Genomic DNA, 23,950 nt, shown 5'->3' on the forward strand with positions numbered 1-23,950 from the left:
CACGCTGGCTTGCCCCCGCACCGCCGCGCCAGTGCTAGAAGGCCCTCCCGTGAAGGTCGCCCTCGTCCACGACTGGCTCGTCACCCACCGCGGCGGAGAACGCGTCCTCGACGCCCTCTGCGAGCTGTTCCCCCGCGCGGACCTCTACACCCTCATCCACCAGCCGGGCAGCCAGTCCCCGCGCATCGAGGACCGGCGCATCACCACGTCGTTCCTCCAGCACATCCCCGGCATCCACTCGCGCTACCGGCACTTCCTGCCGCTGTTCCCCCGCGCCATCGAAGCCCTGCGCATCACCGGCGACTACGACCTGGTCCTGTCCTCCAGCCACTGCGTCGCCAAGGGCATCCACGCCCCTCCCGGCGTGCCCCACCTGAGCTACGTCCACGCGCCCATGCGGTACATGTGGGACCTGTTCGACGAGTACTTCGGCCCCGGCCGCACCCGCCTCCCCGTGCGCGCCGCCGCCCTCGCCGTGCGCCCCTACCTCCAGCACTGGGACCGCACCTCCACCCAGCGCGTGGACCGCCTCGTCGCCAACTCCCAGCACATCGCCGGGAAGATCCGCCGCTTCTGGGACCGCGACGCCTCCGTCGTCCCGCCCCCCGTGGAACTCGAGCGCTTCACCCAGGTGCCGCTCGAAGGGGGAGGGCAGGGCGGCTACTTCCTGTGGCTCGGCGCCTTCGCCCCCTACAAGCGCCTGGACGTCGCCCTGGAGGCCTTCCGCACCCTGGACACCCCCCTGTGGGTCGTGGGCACGGGGCAGGAGGCTTCCCGCCTCACGTCCGGGCCGCTTCCGCCCCACATCCGGTTCCTCGGCAACGTGCCCGACAGCGCGCTCCCCGCCCTCTACCGCGACGCCCGCGCGCTCCTCTTCACCCCCGAGGAGGACTTCGGCATCACCCCCCTGGAGGCCCAGGCCACCGGCCGCCCCGTCATCGCCTTCGGCAAGGGCGGCGCCCTGGAGACCGTCACTCCCAGGACGGGTCTCTTCTTCCCGGAGCAGACCCCCGCGTCCCTCGCCGCCGCCGTGCGCCAGTTCGGCGCCTGGGAGCAGTCCTTCCGCCCCCAGGACGCCCGAGCCCAGGCCGAGCGCTTCAGCCGCGCCCGCTTCCAGCAGGCCATCCAGGCGGAGGTGGAGGCCCTGCTGGGCATGCCCCCGTCCTCCCCAGCGGTGTGACAACGCTGTCCGCGCCCTCCCCAGTTTCCCGAGGCTTGCCTGCCCGGCGGGATGTCTTGTGTCCGCTGCCCTCCGGTGCAACCCCTTGGTTTCACGGAAAAACCCGTGATAGGACGCCGCGCCGGGGGAGGGGCCCGGGCGCTTGAGGGCTCCCGGGGCTCAGGGTGCGTGTCTTGCATCCGACGGACGGTCCTCGTCCCCCGTCAGGAGTCACCGCGGTGTTTGGTCGCCTGCAGCGCTTCTACACGTCCATCAAGGTCGCCGCCGACGCGGGGATGCTCGGTGTGGCGTTCGTGCTCGCGTACTTCACCCGCTTCAGCGGCGTGTTCCCCATCACCGAGGGCGTCCCGCCCCCGGCCGAGACGTTCGTCTCCCTGGTGATGGTGCTGGTCATCTTCCCGATGACGTTCCAGCGGGCGCGGCTGTACGCGACCAACCGCGCGCGCTCGCACATGGGGGAGCTGTTCGAGCTCTTCAAGGCCACCATCACCGCGACGCTCGTCCTGGTGGCGGTGACGTACTTCATCCGCGAGCGCTATTCGCGCCTCACGCTGGCCATCTTCGTCGTCTACGCCTTCACGCTCATCGCCGTATCGCGCATGGTCATGCGCCACCTGCTCAGCGAGGTGCGCCGCCGCGGCTACAACCTCAAGTCCATCCTCGTCATCGGCGAGGAGGAGCTGGGGCTGCGCACCATCGAGACCGTGGAGAGCCACCGCGAGCTGGGCTTCCGCGTGACGGGCGTGCTGTCGCTGAAGGAGGAGAAGGTCGGCCAGTGGGTGGGCGGCGTGCGCGTGGTGGGCCACGTGGGCGAGGTGGAGGCCTACCTGGATGCCCACCCCGTGGATCAGGTCATCATCGCCGTGCCGCTGGAGGACCAGGCGCGCGTGAAGCCGCTGATGGAACAGCTGGCGCTGCGCACCGTGGACGTCAAGGTGGTGCCGGACCTGTACCAGTACATCACCCTGTACGGCGGCCTGGAGGAGTTCGGCGGCCTGCCCATCATCAGCCTCCAGGGCGACCCCATGGACGGCTGGAGCCGCGTGGCCAAGCGCGTGTTCGACGTGCTCTTCTCCCTGGTGGCCATCGCCGTCAGCGCGCCGATGATGGTGTTCACCGCCCTGCTGGTGCGCCTCACCAGCAAGGGCCCCATCCTCTACCGCCAGGAGCGGATGGGCATGGACGGGCGGACCTTCCACATCCTCAAGTTCCGCACCATGCGCGTGGACGCGGAGGCCCAGGGCGCCACCATGGCCAGCGCCGTGGACGCGCGCCGCACGCCGGTGGGCACGTTCCTGCGCAAGTACTCGCTGGATGAGCTGCCCCAGTTCTTCAACGTGCTCCGGGGCGACATGAGCCTCGTGGGCCCGCGCCCGGAGCGGCCCGTCTTCATCGAGGAGTTCAAGCGCCAGATTCCGCGCTACCACCTGCGCCACAAGGTGAAGGCGGGCATCACCGGCTGGGCGCAGATCAACGGCCTGCGCGGCCAGACGTCCATCCAGAAGCGCATTGAGTACGACCTCTATTACATCGAGAACTGGTCGCTCCTGATGGACCTGAAGATCCTCCTGCGCACCGCGCTGGGTGGCTTCCTGTCGAAGAACGCGTACTGAACCCAGGGGCATTGGTGCCCGGACGCCTGCTCGGCTAGCGTCCGTTGAATGCAAGACATCTGGAAGAGGCGGGGGCTCTTTCTGCTGCTGGGACTCTGGGCGGTGCTCGCGGGCTGCGGCTCGGAGCCGTCCACGGGCAGCGCGCAGCTGGTGGCGATGGTTCAGGGGGCGGTGGGCGCGGAGTCCATCACTCAGGTGACCGTCAGCGTGACGGCTCCGGACATGGCGGCCATTTCCGGCGCGCTGGCGAAGGGCGAGGACGGGAACTGGAGCGGCACACTCGCCGCCATTCCCGTGGGCTCCCTGCGCCTCTTCACCGCGCAGGCGTTCGACGCGTCCGGCGTGAAGCGCTTCGAGGGCCAGGCCCAGGACGTCACCATCTCCGGAGGGCAGCCGGCCGCCGTGGCGTTGACGCTCCAGCCGGTGACAAAGCCGCCGCCCTTTGACAACACGGTGCCCGGCATCCACTCCATCATCGCGTCGGTCAGCACCGTGGCGCCGGGGGGCACCGTCCAGCTCACCGCCAGCGTCAGCGACAATGCCGTCGGCACGCTTACGTATGCCTGGAGCGCGCAGGCCGGCACCTTCTCCGCGCCAACACAGGTCGCGACGTCCTGGACGGCCCCCGACACCGAGGGCCCCGTTTCGTTCACGTTCACGGTGACGGATTCGCACGGCGCTTCCGCGTCGATTTCCTTCACGCTCACGGTGACGTCCGGTCAGGGGAGCGCCGTCCTCACCGCGAGCCTCAACACCTGGCCGCAGGTGACGAACATCTCCGCGTCGCGCTCGCAGGTGGAGGTGTTCGAGCCCACGGAGCTGACAGCGACGGTCACCGAGTCGGACGGGGACCCGCTCTCCTATGCGTGGACCGCCGCCTGCCCGGGGGAATGGACAAACGCCACGTCCGCCACCGCGACCTTCATCCCCCATGAGAGGCCCGTCTACAACGAGCCCGCCTGCGGTCGCTGCCCCGTCACGGTCAGCGTCACCGATGGCCGGGGCGGCGTCGCGAAGGGCACCCTGCGTCTGTGCATTGGATCGCCTCGACCTCTGCTCTTCCGCCCCGAAATCGTCAGCACCTCGCCCGCCGCCGCCAGCGTGCCCGTGCTGCCCGCGATGACGTTCCGGGTGACGGCGCGAGACGGGCAGAACAGCCCGCTGACCTTCACGTGGACGGCCGGCGCCGGCACGCTGGGCACGCCCATCCACACCTCCACCACCAGCGAGGTCCCCTGGACGTCCCCGAGCTGCCTCGCGTGGGGCCAGCAGCCCCTCATCACCGTCTCGGTGCGCAACGGCCTGGGCCTGACCACGTCCACGCAGTTCGCGCTCACGGGCCTGGCGGAATGCGGTCCCATGGGCTGGAGCAGCACGGCGCACATGGCGTTCGCGCGGTTGAAGCACACCGCCACGGTGCTCCAGGACGGCCGGGTGCTCGTGGCCGGCGGCTTCAACAACTCGACGCCCACGAAGGACGCCCTGGCCTCGGCGGAGATCTATGACCCGGTCACGGGCACGTGGCAGCCCACCGGCGGCATGGTCGTGCCTCGCACCCAGCACACCGCGACGCTGCTGCCGGATGGCCGTGTGCTCGTGACGGGGGGGCAGCTCGTCGCCAACAGCACCACCAACTCGCTTGCCTCCGCGGAGCTGTATGACCCGGAGACGGGGACGTGGACCGTCGCCGCCAGCATGGGCGCCGCACGCGACTACCACTACGCCCTCCTGCTGGAAACGGGCCGGGTGCTGGTGCTGGGCGGCGAGCAGTGGCTGGGCGGCAACCGGACGAAGCTCGCCAGCGCGGAGCTGTATGACGTCGCCACCAACAAGTGGCTCCCCACCGGAAGTCTCACCATCCCGCGCTACTTCGCCGCCGCGTCGTTGCTGCCTTCGGGGCAGGTGCTGGTGTCGGGAGGGGAGAGCCCCACCGGGGGATATTCCGCGACCGCGGAGCTGTACACGCCCTCTACCGGCACCTGGAGGCCCACGGGCTCCATGGCCGTGAGCCGCCGCTTTCACGCGCAGACGACGCTTCCGGACGGCCGCGTGCTGGTCACGAGCGGGTACGGGTCCCCCTCGGGCACGGGCTGGACGACGACGGCCGAGCTCTACACGCCGGCCACGGGGCAGTGGAGCAGCGCGGGAAACCTGGCCTTCGGCCGCGTGGACCACACCGCGACGGTGCTGCCCTCGGGCCGGGTGCTCATCGCCGGTGGGTTCGCCTACATCACCAACGGCTCCTACCACACGAACATCGCGGAGATCTTCGACCCGGCCCTGGGCACCTGGACGCGCACGGCCAACATGCTCATCCAGCGTCAAGGTCACTCGGCGACCCTGCTGTCCACGGGCAAGGTGCTGGTGGCGGGCGGCTACTACGGCGCCACCTACAGCTCCGCGGAGCTCTACACGGAGTAGGGGCGTTCCCTCCCAACCCGCGGGCCCGGGTGTGCCCGCACCGGGGCCTGGGTCCCGCGTCCAAGGCAGGCAGGCGTTCAGGGCGGGCGCGCAGGTCGTATTCGCGCGCACCCTCTCATTGGCACCGCGAAGCCGTTTAGACTGCGGGCCGACATGGGCGACAAGCTGGGATTGACGCTGGTCCGCAAGGGCCTCCTGACGCAGGCGCAGCTCGACCAGGGCATGAGCGCGCAGCTCGTGCACGGAGGCCGGTTGGGCTCCCGGCTCGTGGAGCTGGGGTTCCTCGACATCGAGACGGTGGGCATGGTGCTGGGGGAGTTGACCCGGTTGCCCGTCGCGATGGAGGCGGACTTCGACGCCGTCACCGACGCGACGCTGAAGCTGCTCAACGCGGATCAGGCGGAGAAGCACCAGGCGTTCCCGCTCGCGGTGGAGGGCCGGCGGCTGAAGGTCGCGATGGCCAACCCGCTGGACCTGCAGACCACGGATGCGCTCGGGTTCATCACCGGCATGCGCATTGTCCCGTACGTGGTGCCGGAGCTGCGGCTGTTCCACTACCTGAGCCTGCGCTACGACATCGACCGGCCGACGCGCCCGCTGAAGCCGGCCATTCCGCTGCCCGCGCGCCGTTCGGTATCCATGGCGGCGGTGGCGCCTGTCGCCATGGCGGCGCCGGTGGTCGTGCCGCCGCCGGCCATGCCGCCTCCGCCCGCGCCCGTGCGCGCGGAGCCCGAGGTCGCGGGGATGTTCGGCGGGCTCGCGCCGGGACAGTTCCTCAGTGATGACTCGGAGGAGCAGGAGTCCGACGCGGACCTCGCCGAAGCGGCCATTGTCGGCGAGGAGCTTCCGGACATCGTGGTGGGTGAGCCGGTGCGGGCTCCTCCGGTCATAGAGATGGCTCGGCCCGCTGGGGGTCCTCCGGCCGCGCCGCCGCGGCTGGTGGCACAGCCTCCGGGCATGGTGGCCCGGCAGGGTGCGGCGGGCGGGCTTCCGCCAGCGGCTCCGGGGATGCCGGCGCCCGGGCCGGTGGCGATGGCTCCTGGAGTGCCTGTGGTTGCGCCGATGGGAGTCGCGCCTGGAGCGGTTCCGCCGGTGGGAGTTGCGCCCGGGGCGGTTCCGCCGGTGGGAGTTGCGCCCGGGGCGGTTCCGCCGGGTGCCGGAATGCCTCCGCGTGCGGCACCTCCGCCGGGAGCCCAGCCTCCCGGGATGATCGGGCGGGCGGGTCCCGTGCCTCCGGCGGTTCGGCCTTCTGCGACGGGGATTCCCGCTGTACCGAAGACTCCGCCTCCGGGCATGCGTCCCGCCGCTCCCGGTGCGCCGGGGCCGCGACCGGTGGGGCCTCCGGGCGCGCCGATGCCGCCGGGCATGGTCCGCGCAGGGCCTCCGCCGGGAGTTCCGGGCATGCCTCCGGGAGCGGCGCCTCGGCCCCCGCCGGGCGCGCCCCCTCCGGTGATGATGACTCCAGGTGGCCCGGGGCCTGTTCCTCCGGGACAGCGGCCTCCGACCGCGCCTGGAGTTCCCGGTGTCGGGGCTCCTCCGGGTGCGCGTCCGATGGTGCCTCCGGGTGCCATGCCGCCGAATGCCGTGCAGGGACGTCCTGTCGTCGCGGGTGGCCAGCCCCTTCCTCCGGGTGCGCCGCCGCGGCAAGGGCCTCCATCCGGAGCCGTGCCTCCGGTTGCAGCTGGCGCGCCGGGTGTCGCCGTGCCTCCTCCTGGTGCTCCGGCGTTTGTTCCGCCGTCTCGTCCAGGTGCTCCAGGTCCTGTCGCCGTGCCTCCGCCGGGAACTCCGGCCGCGATGGCCCAGGGAGCGACGAGTGTGCCGCCCGGAAGCCTGTCGTCGGCGACGGCGGCTCAAGGGGCGTCTGGCCCGGCGAATGGAGCCCAGGGCCTGTCTGGCGTAGCGAATGTCTCTCAAGGCAGTGCGCCGGCCATCGCGCCTCAAGGTCTGTCTGGGGACGCGAGTGCCCCCGTGGGCGCGCAAACGGCCCAGGCTTCGCCCGTTGCGACTTCCCCAGAGGGGACTGCGCTGGCAGGGATTGGCCAGGACGTGGCGGGTGTCTCAATTCCTGTCATGGAGCCGTCTTCCGGTGGAGCCCAGCCCCCAGCGGCTCGACGTCCGTCCGGAGTGAACCGAACCATCACGGCGGCCGTTGTGGACGCGGCTCCCGTGGTGGCCTCCGTCGAGGAAGTCCTGGCCGCCAGCGACTCGGTGCCGGACCTCGGAGGAGCGTGGGGGGATGCATTCGCGGACGCCTCTTCTTCGAAGCAGGTCGTCTCGGATGCATCGTTGAAGGCCGACGCCGCCAAACCCTCTCCGAGCTCGTCATTGTCCGAGCTGGTGCTGGACGCCGAGCTTCTCGTCGACGCCGACGTCAGTCCGAGTTCTGAGCCGCTCGACGTCGCACCTGTCGCAGCCGCCCCCGAGATGACGCCCGAGCCCGCGGCGGTCCTGACCGGGGATGAGCTCTCCGACGCCATCCTCGAAGACGTGGACGCCGTGTCCGCGGAGCCGCCCGTCGCGACCGCCACGGAAGCCGCGGGCGTCCTCGACGTCGAGGACGTGATGTCCGCCGAGCCGCAAGAGGCGCCGGTCGCCGAAGCTCCGGACGTCCTCGAAGTCGCAGAGGTGATGTCCGCCGAGCCGCAGGCCGCCGCCGTCGCGGACATCCTCGAAGTCGAAGAGGTGATGTCCGCCGAGCCGCAGGCCGTCGCAGCCGCGGACGTCCTCGACGTCGAAGAGGTGCTGTCCGCCGAGCCGCAGGCCGCCGAAGTCGCGGATGTCCTCGACGTCGAGGACGTGATGTCCGCCGACCCGCACAAGCCCCAGGCCGCCGAAGCTCCGGACGTCCTCGAAGTCGCAGAGGTGATGTCCGCCGAGCCGCACGAGCCCCAGGCCATTCCCGAGGCGGAACCCATCTGGGACGCCGCGCCCGACGCATCCACGGCTGGCGCGAAGGAAGCACCCGCGCTGGACCCGGTCCCCGCACCTGCCGCCGCTGACGCTCCGAAGGATGGCGGGCTGTTCGAAGCGACGGAGCTCGAGGCTGTCCCGGAAGCGCCCGTCGCCATCGAAGCCTCGAAGCCGGAGAGCCTCCCCACGGAGGTGTCCGTCTCCACGGAACCTTCTCCTGAATCGGAGGCATCGGACACGTCTGTCATTGCCGCCCCCGCCACGCAGGACGCCGAAGCCGACGCGCTCGAGTTCAGCCTCGCGGGAGACTCGCAGAAGCCCGCCGCATCCCCGGAAGCCGAATCCTCCGAGTCCTGGCAGGTCGCCGCCGCTCCGAAGTCCGACGCCGCGATCCCCGCTCCTCCGGCGGAGGTCCCCAACCCCGCGCCCACCGAGGAGCATCGAGCCGAAGTACCCCCGGAGTTCGAAGTCGCCCTCGTCTCCCCCGCGGAAGCGGCACCCGAACCCGCTGCCCCACAGGCGGAAGCCCCCAGCCTCACGGCCGCTGAAGAGCCCGTGGCCCTGCCGAAGCCGCGCCTCGTGGGCGCGCCCCCGGCGCCCGCCCGCGACCGGACGCCCATCGCGCTCGACGACCTGCCCACCTCCTCCGAGGAACCCATGCAGCTCGCCTCCACGTGGGAGTTCGTGGGCTGGCAGGGCGGCGGGGAAGGGGAGGGCGCCGTGGGCCACAGCCCGGAGACCACCTGGGCGGACCGCGTCGTGGACCTGGACGTCCCCGCCGCCGCGCCCGCCGCCCCCGAGGACGGCGTGGCCCTGGCCTCCGCGTGGGAGTTCATGCAGCAGCCTTGGCAGCCGCAGGCCGCCGCGGAGGTCGATCCCGCCCAGGCCCTGCTCGCCGCCGCCAGCGCCTCCACCGACACGCCGCCGGACGGCCCCGCCGTCACCGCCGAACAGGTCCTCTCCGCGCTCGACACCGCGGACTCGCAGGGCATGGTCGGCAAGGTGCTGCTGGCCTACAGCGCGGGCCGCTTCCGCCGGGCCTTCCTCCTGGGTGACAGCTTCGGGCTCGCGCGCGTGGGCCGTGCCTGGGGCCCGGGCAGCGACCGTCCGGAGGTCACCGCGCTCAAGGTGGACCTGGACACGCCGTCCCTCTTCACCTCCGCGCTGAACGGCCCCAGCCCCAGCGTCTTCAGCGCCCCGCAGGTCCCTCAGGACGAGGCCATCTTCTCCGCGCTGTGCGGCGAGTCCGAGTCCCACCTGCTCGTCTTCCCGCTGCACTCGCGCGGCCAGCCCGTGGCCTTCTTCGTCGCCGAGCACGGCCCCGCGCCCCTGGAGGTCGCCATGCTGGAGGAAATGGGCCGCATCGCGGACAGGGCCGTGGAGATCTGCACCCGCCTCCATCGCTTCCCCTGAAACACGAAGCGCCCCCTGAAACACGAAGGGCTCCGGAGCTTGAAGCCCCGGAGCCCTTTCTCACTTCAGCTCAAGACAGCCGCGGCGCTCAGCTGCAGCCCGTCGTCGTGCCGCAGTTCGTGCACTTGTAGCAGGCGCCGCTGCGCACGGTGATGGCGCCGCACTGGTGGCAGGGCGGGGCGTCCGCCTGGTTCAAGTACGTGCTGCGCGAGTTCATCGCGGACAGCTGCAGCGTCCCCACCTGGGCCGGCACCGCCGCCTGCGTCACCGGCTCCGGACGGGCCTCCTCCACCGGCGTCACCTCCACGTCGTCCGCGCAGGGCTCCGTGGGCAGGAACTTCAGCGACAGCCACCGGAAGATGTAGTCGGTGATGGACTTGGCGATGGGGATGGCCGGGTTGCCCGTGAAGCCGCTCGGCTCGTAGCGGGTGTGGCAGAACTTGTCCGCCAGCACCTGCAGCGGCACGCCGTACTGGAGCGCCAGGGACACGCTGGTGGCGAAGCTGTCCATCAGGCCGCTCACCACCGAGCCCTCCTTCGCCATGACGACGAAGAGCTCACCCGGCTTGCCGTCCTCGTACATGCCCACCGTCAGGTAGCCCTCGTGGCCGCCGATGGAGAACTTGTGCGTGATGGACTGCCGCTCGTCCGGCAGCCGGCGGCGCAGCGCCTTGGGCTCGGGCGTCACGGCGGGGGCGGGCTCCGCCACCACGCGCTTCGCCTCCGGGGCCTTGTCCTGCGACGTGTTGAGCGGCTGCGTGCGCTTGCACCCATCGCGGTACACCGCGACGGCCTTCAGGCCGCTGCGCCACGCCTCGATGTACGCCTTCTCGATGTCCTCCACCGAGGCGTCATTCGGCAGGTTCACCGTCTTGGAGATGGCGCCGGAGAGGAACGGCTGCGCCGCGGACATCATCTCGATGTGGCCCATCCAGTGGATGCTGCGCTGGCCCTTGGACGGCTTGAACGCGCAGTCGAACACCGCCAGGTGCTCCGGCTTCAGGTGCGGAGCGCCCTCGATGGTGTCGTGCTTGTCCAGGTACGCGATGATGTCCTGCGTCTGAGTCTGCGGGTAACCCAGCTTCTCCAGCGCCAGCGGCACCGTCTGGTTGACGATCTTCAGCATGCCGCCGCCGACCAGCTTCTTGTATTTGATCAGCGCGATGTCCGGCTCGATGCCGGTGGTGTCGCAGTCCATCATGAAGCCGATGGTCCCCGTGGGCGCCAGCACCGTCACCTGGCTGTTGCGGTAGCCGTGCTCCATGCCGCGCGCCAGCGCGTCGTCCCACGACTCCTTCTGCGCCGCGTGCAGCTCCGCGCTCACGCCGTCCGCGGGCAGCTGGTACGCCGCCTTGCGGTGCTTGCGGATGACCCCCAGCATGGGCTCCGCGTTGTTGCCGTAGCCCGCGAACGCGCCCTGCTTCTCCGCGATGCGCGCGCTCGTCGCGTACGCCTCGCCGCACATCAGCGAGGTAATCGCCCCCGCCAGGTTGCGGCCGGCAGGGGAGTCGTACGGAAGTCCGGACGCCATCAGCAGCGCGCCCAGGTTCGCGTAGCCCAGGCCCAGGGGACGGTAGTCGTGGCTGTTCTTCGCGATGCGCTCGGTGGGGTAGCGGCTGAAGCCGACGATGATCTCCTGCGCCAGCAGCACCACGTTCACCGCGTGCTTGAAGGCGGCCACGTCGAAGCCACCCTCCAGCGTGCGGAAGTGCATCAGGTTCAGCGACGCCAGGTTGCAGGCCGAGTCATCCAGGAACATGTACTCGGAGCAGGGGTTGGACGCGTTGATGCGCGCCGTGCCGGAGCACGTGTGCCACGCGTTCACCGTGGTGTCGTACTGGAGGCCCGGGTCGCCGCACAGGTGCGCCGCCTCCGCGATTTCACGGAACAGCTCACGGGCCTTGTAGGTCTCCAGCACCTGGCCGTCGCGCACCGCGCGCGTCTGCCACGGACCGTCGTTCACCACCGCCTTCATGAAGTCGTCGGTGACGCGCACGGAGTTGTTGGAGTTCTGGAAGAACACCGACCCGTAGGCCTCGCCGTTGAAGGACGGGTCGTAGCCCGCCTCAATCAGCGCCCAGGCCTTCTTCTCCTCGTTCGACTTGCAGCGGATGAACTCGAGGATGTCCGGGTGCTCGGCGTTGAGGATGACCATCTTCGCCGCGCGCCGCGTCTTGCCGCCGCTCTTGATGACGCCCGCGAACGCGTCGAAGCCGCGCATGAACGACACCGGGCCGGACGCGGTGCCGCCGCCCGCCAGCAGCTCCTTGCTGCCGCGGATGCTGGACAGGTTGGAGCCCGTGCCGCTGCCGTACTTGAAGAGCATGCCCTCCGTGCGCGCCAACCCCAGGATGGACTCCATGTTGTCGTCCACGCTGTTGATGAAGCACGCCGAACACTGCGGGTGCTCCTCCACGCCCACGTTGAACCAGACGGGCGAGTTGAACGCCGCCTTCTGGCGCAAGAGCAGGTGCGTCAGCTCCGCGTGGAACGCCTCGCGGTCCACCACCGACGCGAAGTAGTGCCCCTCTTCACCCCAGCGGGTGAGGGTGTCCACCACGCGCGCCACCAGCTTGCGCACGCTCGTCTCACGCTCGGGCGTGCCGGGCGTGCCCCGGAAGTACTTCGACGCCACGACGTTCGTCGCCAGCATCGACCAGGACTTGGGGACCTCGATGTCCTTCTGATCGAAGACGACCTTGCCGTCCTCGCCCTTGATGCTCGCGCTGCGGTACTCCCACGCCAGCTCGTCCGCCGGATCCACCCCGGGCGTCGTGAAGAAGCGCTCCACGGTCAGCCCCGTGGAGGCCACCGCGGCCTTGCCCTTCGCACGGCCGCCACGCCGCGACTCCCTGCCACCCACCACCGGCTTCCCACTCAGTTCCTTCTCCATGCCGCCCGCCTCCAGATCCACTGAGAGTGCTGATGCAAAATTTGCAAAATAGCCAACGCCGCGAGATCCCAGGGGATCCGATGATCACTTCCAGGCACGGGGACGGCAGCGTTGGGATGGTCCGGGATGGGCAGAATCCAGCGGGCCCACCGCTGGATTCCGGGCCCGGGCCTGACTGCCCACCCGCCGGGCGGGCGGATCCATATGATCGCTGGTGGGGTCCGTCAACATCCCCTGCTCCCCTATACCTAGTGTCAGGGCGCCTCTTACACACTTCATTTGGTGGTCGTTCCGAGGTGCGCTGATCTGCCTCCCAAGGTTGATCTAATAACCCTTGCCTCGGTGGCAACGGCTGCTGTGGCTGGCAATGTATGGCCATGACCATGCGAAATCGGACAGGAGGGGAAGGGCGCCTGTCCAAGCGCTTGTGATCACTGACGGATGTTTGCTGGCAGTCCGTGCGCCGAGCGTAGGGGCGCTTTGGAGCCCCCGCGACAAGGGGGCCGGGCGGGGCGGGCCTGGACGGTCGCCTGCTGAACGGCGCCGTCGATTTCGCCGCCCGGGCGCGTTAGGAGGCGGACCATGCCGCCTCCCTTCGAACGCCACGTCTTCGTCTGCACCAACCGTCGTCCGGACGGCCACCCCAAGGGGTGCTGCGCCACCAAGGGAGGCGAGGAGGTGCGGGCCGCCTTCAAGGAGGAGCTCGACAAGCGCGGGCTCAAGCGCAGCATGCGCGCCAACGCGGCGGGCTGCGTGGACACGTGCGCCTTCGGCGTCTCCGTGGTCGTCTACCCGGAGGGCACCTGGTACGGCGGCGTGAAGGTGGAGGACGTGCCCACCATCGTGGAGGAGCACCTGGTGCAGGGGCGCCCGGTGGAGCGGCTGCTGATGCCCTTCAACAAGAAGGCGGAGCGCTGAAGGCGGTGACCCGCCTCGCGCCCCGCCCTGGGGAACCGCGTTGAATCCTACCGCCTGGAGCTAGTCGCGGCGGTTGCCCAGCAGGCGCAGCAGCGACAGGAACAGGTTGATGAAGTCCAGGTAGAGGGTGAGCGCGCCCACGATGGCCACCGAGGTCGCGCTCTTGAAGCCCGTGCCCGCGTGGAACTCGCGCAGCTTCTGCACGTCGTAGGCGGTGAGGCCCGCGAACACGAGCACGCCCGCGCAGGCCATCACGAACGACACGGCGCTGCTCTTGATGAAGAGGTTCACCACGCTGGCGATGACGATGCCGATGAGCCCCATGAAGAGGAACGTGCCCCAGCTGCTCAGGTCCTTCTTCGTGACGGTGCCGTAGACGGCCATCGCGCCGTAGGTCGCGGCGGTGATGAAGAACACCTGGCCGATGGAGCTGGCCGTGTAGATGAGGAAGATGACGGACATCGTCACGCCGGTGAGCGCCGCGTAGCCCGCGAACATGACCGCGGCCACCGGGCCGGACAGCCGGGGCGCAAGGATGGACAGGCCGAACACCACGCCCAGCTGCACCAGGAACAGGGCCATCCGGTTCTGCACCGCCACGCGGAGCAGCGCCTCATTGGCCAGCGTCACCATCGCCATCACGCCGGTGAGCGCCAGACCCGCGAACATCCAACCGTGCACGCGCGACATGAACGCGCGCTGCGACTCCTGCACCAGGACGTCGTCCACCGCGCCTGCCTGCCCGCCCTGCCAGCCACCTGAAGATTCCCACGCCATGTGTTTCGTTTCCTTTCGGGCCGGGGACCGCTTCAGTCCCGGCCTCTCTTTAACGAGGACCCTTGAAGGACGCCTTAAAGGGCCTTCCAGGCCAGCAAAAGCTTTGACGCAACTTCCGTCGTGATGAGGGGCAGCACGCCACCGCCGCCCACGATGTTGACGATCTCCGACATGGACCCACGGCACACCCCGCCCCACGCGGGCTGCTTCGCGAGCCCAACAGAGGCGTAGGCCGAGTAATCCACGAAGAAGGAGGTAGGCAGCACCTGGTTCGTCCCGCAGAGCAGGTGCTCCTCCGGCTGTGTGTCCACTACCTCCTGCACCACGAAGCCGCCGCCCTGCGTGTCCGTCGCTGCGCGCTCGCACAGCTGTTCCCACGTCTTGGATTCGCCGTAGGCACCCTTCACGCGCTCCTCGTAGGGCACGGTGCCCACGGAGCGGCCGAGGAAGACGGCCTTGCCGCCGTAGTCCCACGAACGCTTGAGCACGAATCTCGCGGGCTCCCGGGCCACGCGGGCCACGATGTCGTCCACCTTCGCGCCGTCCGGGTCCACGCCGGGCCCATGGCGAAAGGGGCGCGTCCATGGCACCGACTCGCGCACCGCCTCCAGCTCCTCCGGCGTGAGGCCCGCGCGTTCCGCGAGCGCCGCGTCCGTCACCGCCTGCGACAGGAGCGCGAACGTCATCTTCACCTCCACCTGCGAGGCGGGCGGGTTCAAGAACACGGCCTTCTTGCCCGGGACGACGGAGAGGAAGTCCTCCACCCAGGGGGCGGGGTTCTGCTCCAGCCGGCGCACGAAGAGGTGGCGGTAGACCAGGTCGTACTTCTTGCCGTTCACCGTGAAGGTGTCGTCTCCGGACACGTCCTCCGGATGCACCACGTCCGCGTCCGCGCCGAACTCGCGGAAGCGCTCGCACAGCCAGCGCAGCTCCGTAATCTGCGCGTCGTTCTTGCGGCAGAGCAGCGCCACCGTGTCCGGCATCTGTCCGTTGCGCTCGGCCGCGTAGCCGTCCAGCAGCGCGCGGTAGAGCGCCAGCGCGTTGTTGCCGTTGAGCGTGAGCAGCGACGCGAGCGCCTTCTCCGGATAGCGCACGTGCCGCGCGACCACTTCGATGAAGGTGCGTGCCGCGATGTCCGAATAGCCCTGCATGGCCGGGATGGTGGCGTTCACCTCCAGCGCCCAGGGCCGGCCACCGGACACGAAGTAGTCCACGCGCGTGGTGGCGAGCTTGCGGCTCACCTCCCAGGTGGCCTCCGCCATGCGGCGCTCCAGCGGCGACAGCGCGCCCAGCAGCAGCTCCGCGTCCGGGCCGCCCAGGACGGCGCGCGCCATCTTCATCGTGGCGGAGGCCAGCTTCGCGGACAGGAGCGAGCGGCGCTTGATCTCCTCGGCTTCCAGGATGACCGGCGTGGCGGTGATGGGGATGGGCTGGGTGCTGCCATCCTGCTTCGTCACCGCGAGGCCGCGCTGGTAGGCGGTCTTCGCCAGCTCCGGTCCGAAATAGTGTGCCTGCCTGCGCAGGACATCCATGAGCTCGTGCACGCGCGGAACCTACGACCCCAGGGGCTCGTGGGTCCACAACCCGCGACCCCCGTCGCGGTTCCCGGTGTCCGCCACCTCGCCCTCCGGCCCGGGGCCAGGGCGTCCCGGCTTGCACCGGGCAGGGAGGTCGCTTAAAACAACTCAGTTGCTTTTCGAGACCGAGTGGACGTGAGCCGCCTCCGACGCCACCCCAGCACGAGTCGCTCCCTGCCGCGCCTGATGGCGCTGCCGTGGGTGCTCGTGTGCGTGCTGGTGTATGTGGGCAGCGTGCTCCACTTCGCACTCGTGCAGCACACCACGTGCCTGGAGCACGGGGACGTGATGCACGTGGGCGAGGCGTCGTCCCACGACGGCCCGTTGGAGGAGGCGCTCTCCTTCGACGATGCGCGCGTGGCCCGGGCGCCGGAGTCGAAGGCCACGCCCCACGGTGGTGAGGCCCACTGCCACCACGCCTTCTTCCGCCGCGAGGCACCGCCTCCGGCCGAGTCCGTGCCCGTCCTGGCCGCGGTCTCCACGCGCTCCAGCCCGGCGCTGGCGGTGTTCCGCTTCCACGCGGCGCCCGTCGCGCTGTTGAGGCTCGCGCCCAAGTCGTCGCCGCCGCGCGCCTAGTCTCCGCCGTCGTAGCCCGCCGTCCTGGCCCCTCGTGTCTTCGTGGGCCGGGGTGTGCCGTGGCCACCGGAGTCCTGGGCCTGCGCGTTCCCGTTCGCTGAACGGATCCGCCGCACGCGCATGGAGCTTCCGGCCACGCGCACGGGTGCGCGCTTCGTGCCGCGGTCCCTCCTTCCAGTCCCGTCCGGTCCTTCGCCGTCGCTCCTTCCGGGGAGCGGTGCGCGTGCGGCCCGTGCGGCTGGAGTTCCCGCAGTCCATCCCCGTGTCCCTGGAGTCCCCATCATGAAGAAGAAGCTTCTGTCCGTTCTGCTGCTGTCCACCGCCCTCCTCGCCGCCGGTTGCGGTGGTGACGATGAAGCGGAAGGCCACGTCGACGAAGAGGGCTGCGAGCACCTGCAGGAAGGCCCCGCTGCCGCCGTCACCGCCGCCGTCAGCGGCACGGGCCCGGCCGTGAGCAACGACCACAAGCGCTACGACATCGCGCTGGTGGACGTCGCTGGCGGCAAGGGCGGCGCGGTGTCCTTCGCCGTCTCCGAGGCCACCGACTACGTCCTCTACATGAGCGCCCCGGTGCCGGTGACGGTCACCAACGGCAGCGGCGCGGCCGTGGAGATCGAGGAGAGCGCGACCAGTTCCTCGCTCTGCACGGACATCAAGGGCCGCCACGTCGTGCCGCTCACCGTGGGCACGCACACGCTCACCTTCGGTCCTTCGACCCTGTCCTCGGTGTCGCTCGTCATCGAGGAGTCGGGCGAGCACGACCACGACCACTGACCCCCTCATTCACCGGAGTTCCCCATGGGTACCTTCCAGCAGTTCCTCGACAGTCAGAAGCTCTCCCCCGCGGTGTTGCTGCGCCGCTCCCAGCAGCTCGAAGCGCGCACGGAGGAGGACCGCGTCCTCGAGCGCAAGCGCTCCACGCGCCGCCGTGACAAGGAGCAGAAGCCGTACGCGGAGCTGGGCCTGGGCAGGCCGCGCAGCGGCCGGGGCCTGAGCGAGCAGCAGCTCACCGCCGCGCGCGAGGACAAGCCGTTGTCTCCGCGCGTGCGCTCCAAGCTGGTGCGCGCCGTCAACGCGTTGCTCACCAAGGCGGGCGCTACGGCCGTGGATGCGAAGGCGCTCTTCGGCGACGTGCCCGCGCGCGTGGGTCCCACCGTGAAGAAGGCCGCTTCGTAGCGGACCGAGAGGCGCCCCATGTCCAAGAGTTCTTCTGGCAGTGCCGGTTCCCTGCTTCCCTGCGACGTGCGCCGCGACGGCGACCGTCTGTTCGACGTGGCCATGTGGTGCCTGGGCCAGGACGTACGTTGCCCGGACGGCAACGTGCTGCTCCGGCACGGGCTGGTGCGTGAAGCGCGTCCGCCGGGCGTGGAGGGACAGAGCGCGTACCAGGGGCGGCTCTTGGACGGGGGGCGCCTCACGCTGTGGGGCTTCGGCGCGCTGTGCGAGTCGTGCGGCGCCGCCATCTTCGTGCCGCGCGATGGCTTCATGCCCCGGTGGGTGGAGGAAGCGCGCGGCTCGGCCTTCCGGGTGGAGGACGTGGGAGTCCGGCGCGACGCGGCCACCGGGCCGGAGCGCAGGGCGGCGCGGGCGGGGCTCGCGCGGCTGGCGGACTGGCTCGCGGAGTACGAGGCGTGGGTGGCCCGCGACGTGGGCCTGGCCTGGCGGCGCGAGTGCCTGGCGGCGCGGCGCAAGGCGTCTCCCATTCCCGCCGAAGAGCTGTCCACCGCCTGGAGGCGGCTGGCCGTGCGCGTGCGCGCGACCGACGCCGTCGTGCAACACCATGCCGCTCCGATGACCGGAGCGTGAGGAGGACACCATGCTGGCACGTCTGTTCAGAGCCGATGCCCCGTCGGTCCACTCCCACGTCGCGTGGGAGGACCTGCCGGACGAAGCCCTTCCCACGCCGCCGCTCCAGGACGGACTGGGAGACGCACACCTCCAGGTGACGACGCAGGTTCCCCTGGCGCAGGCGTACTTCGATCAGGGACTGCGCCTGCTTCACCTGGGCTGGGCGCTGGAGGCCCGGCGCGCGTTCGCGGAGGCCGCGCGGCAGGACCCAACCCTCGCCATGGCGTGGTGGGGGCTCGCGCTCGCCCGGGGCGCGGGACAGCGCTTCACCGCGGACCGCGCGGAGGCCATCCGCAAGGCGCTGACGTTGGCGGAGGGCACCACCGACATGGAGCAGCGGCTGGTCGTCGCGGCCAGCCTCCTCGCGGACAAGGGACCCGCCAATGGCAGACATGCCTTCGTGCGGGAGATGGAGTGCCTCATCGACCGTTTCCCCCAGGAGCCCGAGCCGCGCCTGCTGCTCGCGGGCTTCCTGCTGGACGGGTACGAATCCGACGGGCGCCCCGGGCAGGGCCAGCCGTACGCGCAGTTGATCCTGCGCGACCTGTTGCGCACGCACCCGCACCACGCGGGCGTGCACGTGGCCTGGGTGCAGGCGTGGCTGCCCAGCGCCCGGCCGGAGACGGCGTTGGAGAGCGCGGAGCTGCTTCCGTCGCTGGTGCCCTCGGGAAGCCCCGCGCTGCTCGCCGCCGGACGCCTGCTGCTGCGCATGGGCAAGGCGGTGGAGGCGAACCGCATCCTGGAGGCCGCGGTGACGGCGGACGACGCGTACCTCGCGCGTGAGTCGCTGCCCCTGGACGTGGCGCCGAGCGCCGACACCGCCCTGCGCCTGCTCAGCGAAGGCTGCGTGGAAGTGGGGCAGTACCGGGGCGCACAGGTCTGGGCGCGCAAGCTGCGGCAGCGCGTGGAGGCTTCAGGAGGCCAGCCGCAGGCGGTGCTCTTCGCCGCCACCACGCTCGTCGCCGCGCACCTGCGCTTCGGCTTCAGCCGCGCGGCGGCGGAGGTCCCCATGGAGCTGGGAGACGCCGCCACCGTCGCGGAGGCGGGACTGCGCGACGCCGTGCGCCTGTACGCGAAAGGCGTCTGTGCCCTGGAGACAGGACGGCTGGGCGACGTGGCGCGCGCGTGCGGCACGCTGGATGCGCTGGTGCTCACCCTGTCGGAAGCGCCGCGCTCAGAGGGCCGCGCCCTGTGCGCTCGTGACGTGGCGCGCACGGTGGAGGTCGCCGCGCAGGAGCTGCGGGGCACGCTGGATGGGCGTCGGGGAGACTCAGGCCGGGCGGAGGCCGCGCTCACGCGGGCGCTGCGCCTGGAGCGCCGTCTGCGTCCCGTGGGCCCCGCGCTCTTCTGCCGGCCACCCCGTGAGACGCTGGCCCGCATCCGCCTGCGCTCCGGCCGTGAGGAGAAGGCCCTGGAGCTGGCGCTGGAGCGGGCAGGGGAGCGGCCCGGCTGCGGCCACTGCATGCTCCTGGTCGCGGAGGCCCACGTCGCCTGCGAGTGCATGACCGAGGCAGCGCACGACTTCGCCGTGGTGTTGGATCTGTGGCGCGACGCGGATCCGCACCTGCCGGGCCTGCAACGCGCACGGGGCTTCGCGGCCCGAGGCCACCGCGGCCGCACCGCGCTCCGCCGGGTGCCGGACGTGGCCTCGGTGGACACCGCGCCCGTCCCTCGGGGTGGAGGAGCGCCCTGGACCGTTCACGGAGCCTGAGCCCGCACGCCGCCGCGCTTGACGCAGGCGCGGCCTTCGCGTCACTAGGGGTCATCCTCCAAGGAGCTGCCCCATGCCGTCGTTCCGCCTGAAGCCCGAGCAGGCCGCGCTGCTCGTCGTCGACATCCAGGAGCGCCTGTGCGCCGCGATGGACCGCGACGCCCTGGACCGCATGCTCGCGCGCACGGGCGCCGCCGTGGAGGGCGCGCGCGCCCTGGGCCTGCCCGTCATCGTCACGGAGCAGTACCCGCAGGGGCTGGGCCGCACGCACTCGCTGCTCAAGCTGCGCCTGGGTGAGTTCAAGCCGCTGGAGAAGATGGACTTCTCCGCAGCCACGCCGGACGTGCTCTCCGTGCTGGGGGACCGCAAGCAGGTGCTGATCACCGGCATGGAGGCGCACATCTGCGTCTTCCAGACGGCGCGCGACCTGGCGGACAGCGGCCGGGAGCCGTGCCTGCTCGCGGACGCGGTGCTGTCGCGCTCGGAGGAGGACCGCCGCGTGGGGCTGGAGCTGTGCCGCGACGCGGGCGCGCGCATCCTCACCGTGGAGTCGGCCCTGTTCGACATGCTGGGCCGCGCGGGCACGCCCGAGTTCAAGAAGGTGTCCGCCGCCGTCCGCTGAAGAAGGGACGACGGCGGCCACCGCTCACGCCCGGCGCGTGAAGGGCTCGCGCACCAGGCGCACGAGCATCATCATCAGCACCAGCACCCCGGACAGGACGGTCTGCGAACCGCCCACCGGGAAGTCGTAGAAGTACGCGAACAGGTACCCGCCCGCGCCCGCGATGCCGCCCAGCAGGGTCGCCGTGAAGAACGTCCACGGCAGCCGCAGGTCCAGCACCAGCGCGGCGATGGCCGACAGCGTGGAGAACGCGAAGACGGGCAGGGCGCCCAGGGCTCGCGCGCACACGCCCACCATGATGCCGATGGACACCATCAACACCGTGTCCAGCAGCTTCACCGGCAGCCCCTGCACGGTGGCGCCAATGCGGTCGAAGCTCACGAAGGCGATGCCTCGGAACCACCACAGGTGCAGCACCATCAGCACCGCGCCGGCCACCGTCACCGCCTGGAGTTGATCCGGCGTCACCAGCACCGCGGTGCCGAAGAGGATGCCCTGGATGTCGTGCGCCTCCTGCGCGATGCGGTCACCCACCAGGATGGCCGCTCCGCCCGCGAAGGCGAACGCGCACCCCAGCAGGCTCTCCCGCGACAGCCGCAGCCGCGCGGGTTCAATCATCAGGATCAGCGTGGCCGCGACGGACAGCACCACCGCGCCCACCAGCGGATCCACATGCACGCCCAGGTGGATCTCCGCGAAGAAGGCCAGCGCCACGCCCAGGCCCGCGGTGTTCGTCACCGCCGCGCTGACGAACACCATGCGCCGCAGCACGACGTAGACGCTGAGGAAGCCCAGCACGCACCCGGCGATGAGCGCGCAGAGGATGGGGTCGCGGAACAGTTCCCAGCCCGCCTGGAACTGTTCCCACTTCGAAGGCTCAAGCAGGGTTGTTTCCACGGTGGGGTCCCTGGGGCGCGGTGTGGCAGTAGTCGTCGCCGTACTGGCGGCGGAAGGCCGGGTGGCAGAACACGGTGCGCGCATCGCCCATGACGAAGCAGCGGTGCTCGCGGTCCACGAAGAGGATGACGTCGGCGTGCTCGGCGGCGACGGACAGGTCGTGGCTCACCACCACCACGCCCAGTCCGCGGTCATGCGCGAGCGCGCACAGCCGCAGCATCGTCTGCTTCTCCGCCACCGCGTCCATCGCGGCGGTGGGTTCATCCAGCAGCACCACGTCCGCCTCGGTGGCGATGACCCGCGCCAGCAGCGCGCGCTGCTTCTCGCCGCCGGACAGGTCGCGGAAGGGCCGCTTCGCGATGCCGCGCGCGCCCGCAGTGTCGAGCGCCGCCTCCACCTTCTGCCTGTCCGTCTTGCTGGGGAAGGGCCGCAGGAAGTTCCACCCGGACAGCCGTCCCCACCCGGTCAGCTCCCGCGTGTGCACGGGCAAGAGCGAGTCGATGGCGGACATCTGCGGCACGTACGCGCTGCGGATGTGCGGCGCGCCCAGGGTGATGCGGCCGGACACCGGGGGAATCAGCCCGAGCAGCGTCTTGAACCAGGTGCTCTTGCCAGAGCCGTTGCGGCCCACCACCGCCACGAACTGGTGGCGGCGCACCACCAGGTCCATGGGCGGCAGGATGTCCTTGCCCCCGTAGCCGATGACGAGCTGCTCGCACTTCAGCAGCGGCTCGCCCGGCTCCGGCGGCGGCGCGGCGCGGTGGCCCCGGTCCAGCTCCGTCTCGTGATCACCGTGAGCCACGGTTCACCTCCGCGGTGGGGCTCAGCGCGGCCACCTTCTCCAGGAGCGCGGCGCGCACCGCCGCGTTCTTGGGATCATCCAGGTCCACCACGCCGTCGGCGCCAGGCGGCACGGCGGACCAGTCCACCGCGTCGAAGAGGGCCGGCGTCAGCTCCAGCTTCAGGCCCAACGCCACGCGCGGGTCATTCTCACGGTCGGATGGCACGTCCAGGTCGCCGGTGAGCACCGCGACCGGCGTGGCCTCCGTGCCCGTCACCGTCGCGGTGAATCGGAAGGGCAGGGCGCCCGCGAAGCGCGCAGGGACGCGGCCATCGCGCACGCTGCCCGTCATCCGCAGGCCCGTAACAGCCCAGCGCCCGCGGGACAGCGTCGTCTTGCCCAGCTCGCAGGCGGGCTCGCAGGTGAGGTCGCGGGTCGCGGGCGCCAGCAGGTCCAGCTCCGCGTCCACCGGCAGGTTGGCCACGGTGACGGTGGTGCTGCCACCGCCGCCCAGCTCCGCCTGGATGTCCTCGTAGTCCACGAGCGCCCCGGAGTCGCTGTGGCAGTGCCCGTTGTGGCACAGAGAGTAGCCCGGCGGCGGCGAGGACGGGTCGAACGTCGTGGAACCTCCTCCACCAGAAGAGGCCATCAGGTCGATGCTGCCCAGGCTCACCGTGCCGGTGTCCATGCGCAGCTGGAAGTCGGACGCGAGCGCCTGGTAGCCGTCACCCGCGTTGCGCCCGGACACCGGCGTGTACGCGACAGCGACGGAGGGCTCGAGCACCGCGAAGCCCTCGCCCGCGTCGAACGCGCACCCGGACAGCAGCGCGACGGGGAGCAACCACGCCTGGGTTGGAAAGCGCCTCATGGCGTCATTCCCCCTTCCCGGCGAGGCCCTGCTCCAGCCGGCCCACCATCAGCTCCAGGCGCTGCACGTACGTCTGGCTGGAACGGAAGTCGGTGCCGCCGGGCAGCGCAACGAGCGCGGCGGGAATCTTCGACGCCACGAGCTTCGCGATGTTGTCCGGGTAGTAGTCCTCCTTGAGCACCAGCTTCACCTTGTTGGCCTTGCCCTGCGCCAGCACCTGCGCGACGTGGGACGGGTTCGGCGGGATGCCCGGCTTGGGCTCCAGGAAGGCGATGGTCTTGAAGCCCAGCCAGTCCTGCAGGTACGCCGTCGTGCGGTGGTACGCGATGACGGGCACGCCCTTGAAGCCCGCGATCCGCTTCTCCCAGCCCGCCTGCGCCGCCTGCAGCTCCTGCGTGAACTTCGCGAGGTTGGCCTTGTAGGTGGCGGCGTTCTTCTCATCCAACTGCGACATGCGCGCTTCGATGGCGGCCGCCACCTTGAGGGCCTGCCGCGGATCATAGAGGTAGTGCGGGTTGCCGCCGGGGTGCACGTCGCCCTGGCTGCGGTCCACCTGCCCGGCGGGGACCTCCTGGAGGCTCACGAACCGCGACGCGTCCAGGTAGCCCGCGTTGCCCGTCTGGATGCGGCTGTTGCGCGCGCCCAGCTGGAGCGTGGGCAGCCAGCCGATCTCCAGGTCCAGGCCCGCGGCGATGAGCAGGTCCGCGCGGTTGAGCGCGAGCGCCAGGTTCGGCTTGGCGTCCACGAAGTGCGGGTCCTGCGTGGGCAGCGCGAGCGCGGTGACGCCCACCTTGTCCCCGCCCACGGCCTTGGCCAGCGCGGCCAGGTCCGGGAGGGTGGCGACGACCTTCAGGTCCGCGCGAGCGGGAACGGCGGTGAGGCTGACGACGGCGGCGCACAGGGCCGCGAACAGGCGAAGGGAACGCATGGAGGGGCTCCGGAAGA

Annotated in this window: 18 protein-coding genes; 11 read left to right on the plus strand and 7 right to left on the minus strand. The window is 70.8% G+C overall.

All coding sequences use genetic code 11. The features are described from left to right. The first annotated feature begins 49 nt into the window (after positions 1-49). The 4 genes from D7X30_RS27375 to D7X30_RS43675 all read left to right on the plus strand — a co-directional run bounded on the left by D7X30_RS27375 (position 50) and on the right by D7X30_RS43675 (position 9,537). The gene (locus tag D7X30_RS27375; protein WP_120565922.1) at positions 50-1,180 is read left to right on the plus strand and encodes a glycosyltransferase; all 1,131 of its coding nucleotides are present in this window, start codon (positions 50-52) and stop codon (positions 1,178-1,180) included. A 218-nt stretch (positions 1,181-1,398) separates the two neighbouring features. Continuing rightward, a complete protein-coding gene (locus D7X30_RS27380; RefSeq protein WP_120565923.1) occupies positions 1,399-2,793 on the plus strand; it encodes an undecaprenyl-phosphate glucose phosphotransferase in 1,395 nt (464 codons plus the stop codon). A 48-nt stretch (positions 2,794-2,841) separates the two neighbouring features. Then, positions 2,842-5,214 (plus strand): kelch repeat-containing protein, encoded by a 2,373-nt coding sequence (locus tag D7X30_RS27385; protein ID WP_120565924.1) that lies wholly within the window; start codon positions 2,842-2,844, stop codon positions 5,212-5,214. Between the two features lie 153 nt (positions 5,215-5,367). Further along, positions 5,368-9,537 (plus strand): hypothetical protein, encoded by a 4,170-nt coding sequence (locus tag D7X30_RS43675; RefSeq protein WP_120565925.1) that lies wholly within the window; start codon positions 5,368-5,370, stop codon positions 9,535-9,537. 88 nt (positions 9,538-9,625) lie between these two features. Here D7X30_RS43675 and D7X30_RS27395 read toward each other — a convergent pair whose 3' ends face one another. Beyond that, positions 9,626-12,430 carry a vitamin B12-dependent ribonucleotide reductase gene (locus D7X30_RS27395; protein WP_120565926.1) on the minus strand — a complete coding sequence of 935 codons (2,805 nt, stop codon included), beginning with the start codon at positions 12,428-12,430 and terminating at the stop codon, positions 9,626-9,628. A gap of 582 nt (positions 12,431-13,012) precedes the next feature. On the opposite strand from D7X30_RS27395, the gene D7X30_RS27400 reads away from it, so the two are divergent. Continuing rightward, positions 13,013-13,348: a ferredoxin gene (locus D7X30_RS27400; protein WP_120530529.1), complete on the plus strand. Its 336-nt coding sequence runs from the start codon at positions 13,013-13,015 to the stop codon at positions 13,346-13,348. A 60-nt stretch (positions 13,349-13,408) separates the two neighbouring features. On the opposite strand, the gene D7X30_RS27405 is transcribed toward D7X30_RS27400, so the two are convergent. Next, on the minus strand, positions 13,409-14,125 hold the full coding sequence (locus tag D7X30_RS27405) for a Bax inhibitor-1/YccA family protein (RefSeq protein WP_120565927.1): 717 nt from the start codon (positions 14,123-14,125) through the stop codon (positions 13,409-13,411). 74 nt (positions 14,126-14,199) lie between these two features. Beyond that, positions 14,200-15,657, minus strand: coding sequence for a hypothetical protein (locus tag D7X30_RS27410; RefSeq protein ID WP_370051715.1), 1,458 nt, complete (start codon positions 15,655-15,657; stop codon positions 14,200-14,202). 180 nt (positions 15,658-15,837) lie between these two features. On the opposite strand from D7X30_RS27410, the gene D7X30_RS27415 reads away from it, so the two are divergent. From D7X30_RS27415 to D7X30_RS27440, 6 genes are all read left to right on the plus strand, one after another. Beyond that, entirely contained in the window at positions 15,838-16,278 is a 441-nt protein-coding gene (locus tag D7X30_RS27415; RefSeq protein ID WP_337459942.1) for a hypothetical protein, read from the plus strand. A gap of 282 nt (positions 16,279-16,560) precedes the next feature. After that, positions 16,561-17,052, plus strand: coding sequence for a hypothetical protein (locus D7X30_RS27420; protein ID WP_120565929.1), 492 nt, complete (start codon positions 16,561-16,563; stop codon positions 17,050-17,052). Between the two features lie 24 nt (positions 17,053-17,076). Then, positions 17,077-17,454, plus strand: coding sequence for a hypothetical protein (locus D7X30_RS27425; protein WP_120565930.1), 378 nt, complete (start codon positions 17,077-17,079; stop codon positions 17,452-17,454). An 18-nt stretch (positions 17,455-17,472) separates the two neighbouring features. After that, on the plus strand, positions 17,473-18,084 hold the full coding sequence (locus D7X30_RS27430) for a hypothetical protein (protein WP_120565931.1): 612 nt from the start codon (positions 17,473-17,475) through the stop codon (positions 18,082-18,084). A gap of 10 nt (positions 18,085-18,094) precedes the next feature. Continuing rightward, positions 18,095-19,837, plus strand: a complete 1,743-nt coding sequence (locus tag D7X30_RS27435) for a hypothetical protein (protein ID WP_120565932.1) — start codon at positions 18,095-18,097, stop codon at positions 19,835-19,837. A gap of 73 nt (positions 19,838-19,910) precedes the next feature. Then, complete coding sequence (locus D7X30_RS27440) at positions 19,911-20,459, plus strand: isochorismatase family protein (RefSeq protein ID WP_120565933.1); 549 nt, start codon at positions 19,911-19,913, stop codon at positions 20,457-20,459. A 24-nt stretch (positions 20,460-20,483) separates the two neighbouring features. Here the strand turns inward: D7X30_RS27440 and D7X30_RS27445 are convergent, their stop codons facing one another. Genes D7X30_RS27445 through D7X30_RS27460 form a run of 4 tightly spaced genes read right to left on the minus strand, consistent with a single transcriptional unit; the run spans position 20,484 to position 23,933 of the window. Next, positions 20,484-21,356, minus strand: coding sequence for a metal ABC transporter permease (locus D7X30_RS27445; protein ID WP_120565934.1), 873 nt, complete (start codon positions 21,354-21,356; stop codon positions 20,484-20,486). Then, positions 21,337-22,131 carry a metal ABC transporter ATP-binding protein gene (locus D7X30_RS27450; RefSeq protein ID WP_120566058.1) on the minus strand — a complete coding sequence of 265 codons (795 nt, stop codon included), beginning with the start codon at positions 22,129-22,131 and terminating at the stop codon, positions 21,337-21,339. The genes D7X30_RS27445 and D7X30_RS27450 overlap by 20 nt, the downstream gene beginning before the upstream one ends. Before the next feature lie 13 nt (positions 22,132-22,144). Next, a complete protein-coding gene (locus D7X30_RS27455; RefSeq protein ID WP_120565935.1) occupies positions 22,145-23,005 on the minus strand; it encodes a hypothetical protein in 861 nt (286 codons plus the stop codon). Positions 23,006-23,009: 4 nt separating this feature from the next. Further along, complete coding sequence (locus D7X30_RS27460; protein WP_120566059.1) at positions 23,010-23,933, minus strand: metal ABC transporter solute-binding protein, Zn/Mn family; 924 nt, start codon at positions 23,931-23,933, stop codon at positions 23,010-23,012. Positions 23,934-23,950 lie beyond the last annotated feature (17 nt).

Origin of the sequence: Corallococcus sp. AB011P (genome assembly GCF_003611605.1) — a bacterium.
Taxonomy (GTDB): domain Bacteria; phylum Myxococcota; class Myxococcia; order Myxococcales; family Myxococcaceae; genus Corallococcus; species Corallococcus coralloides.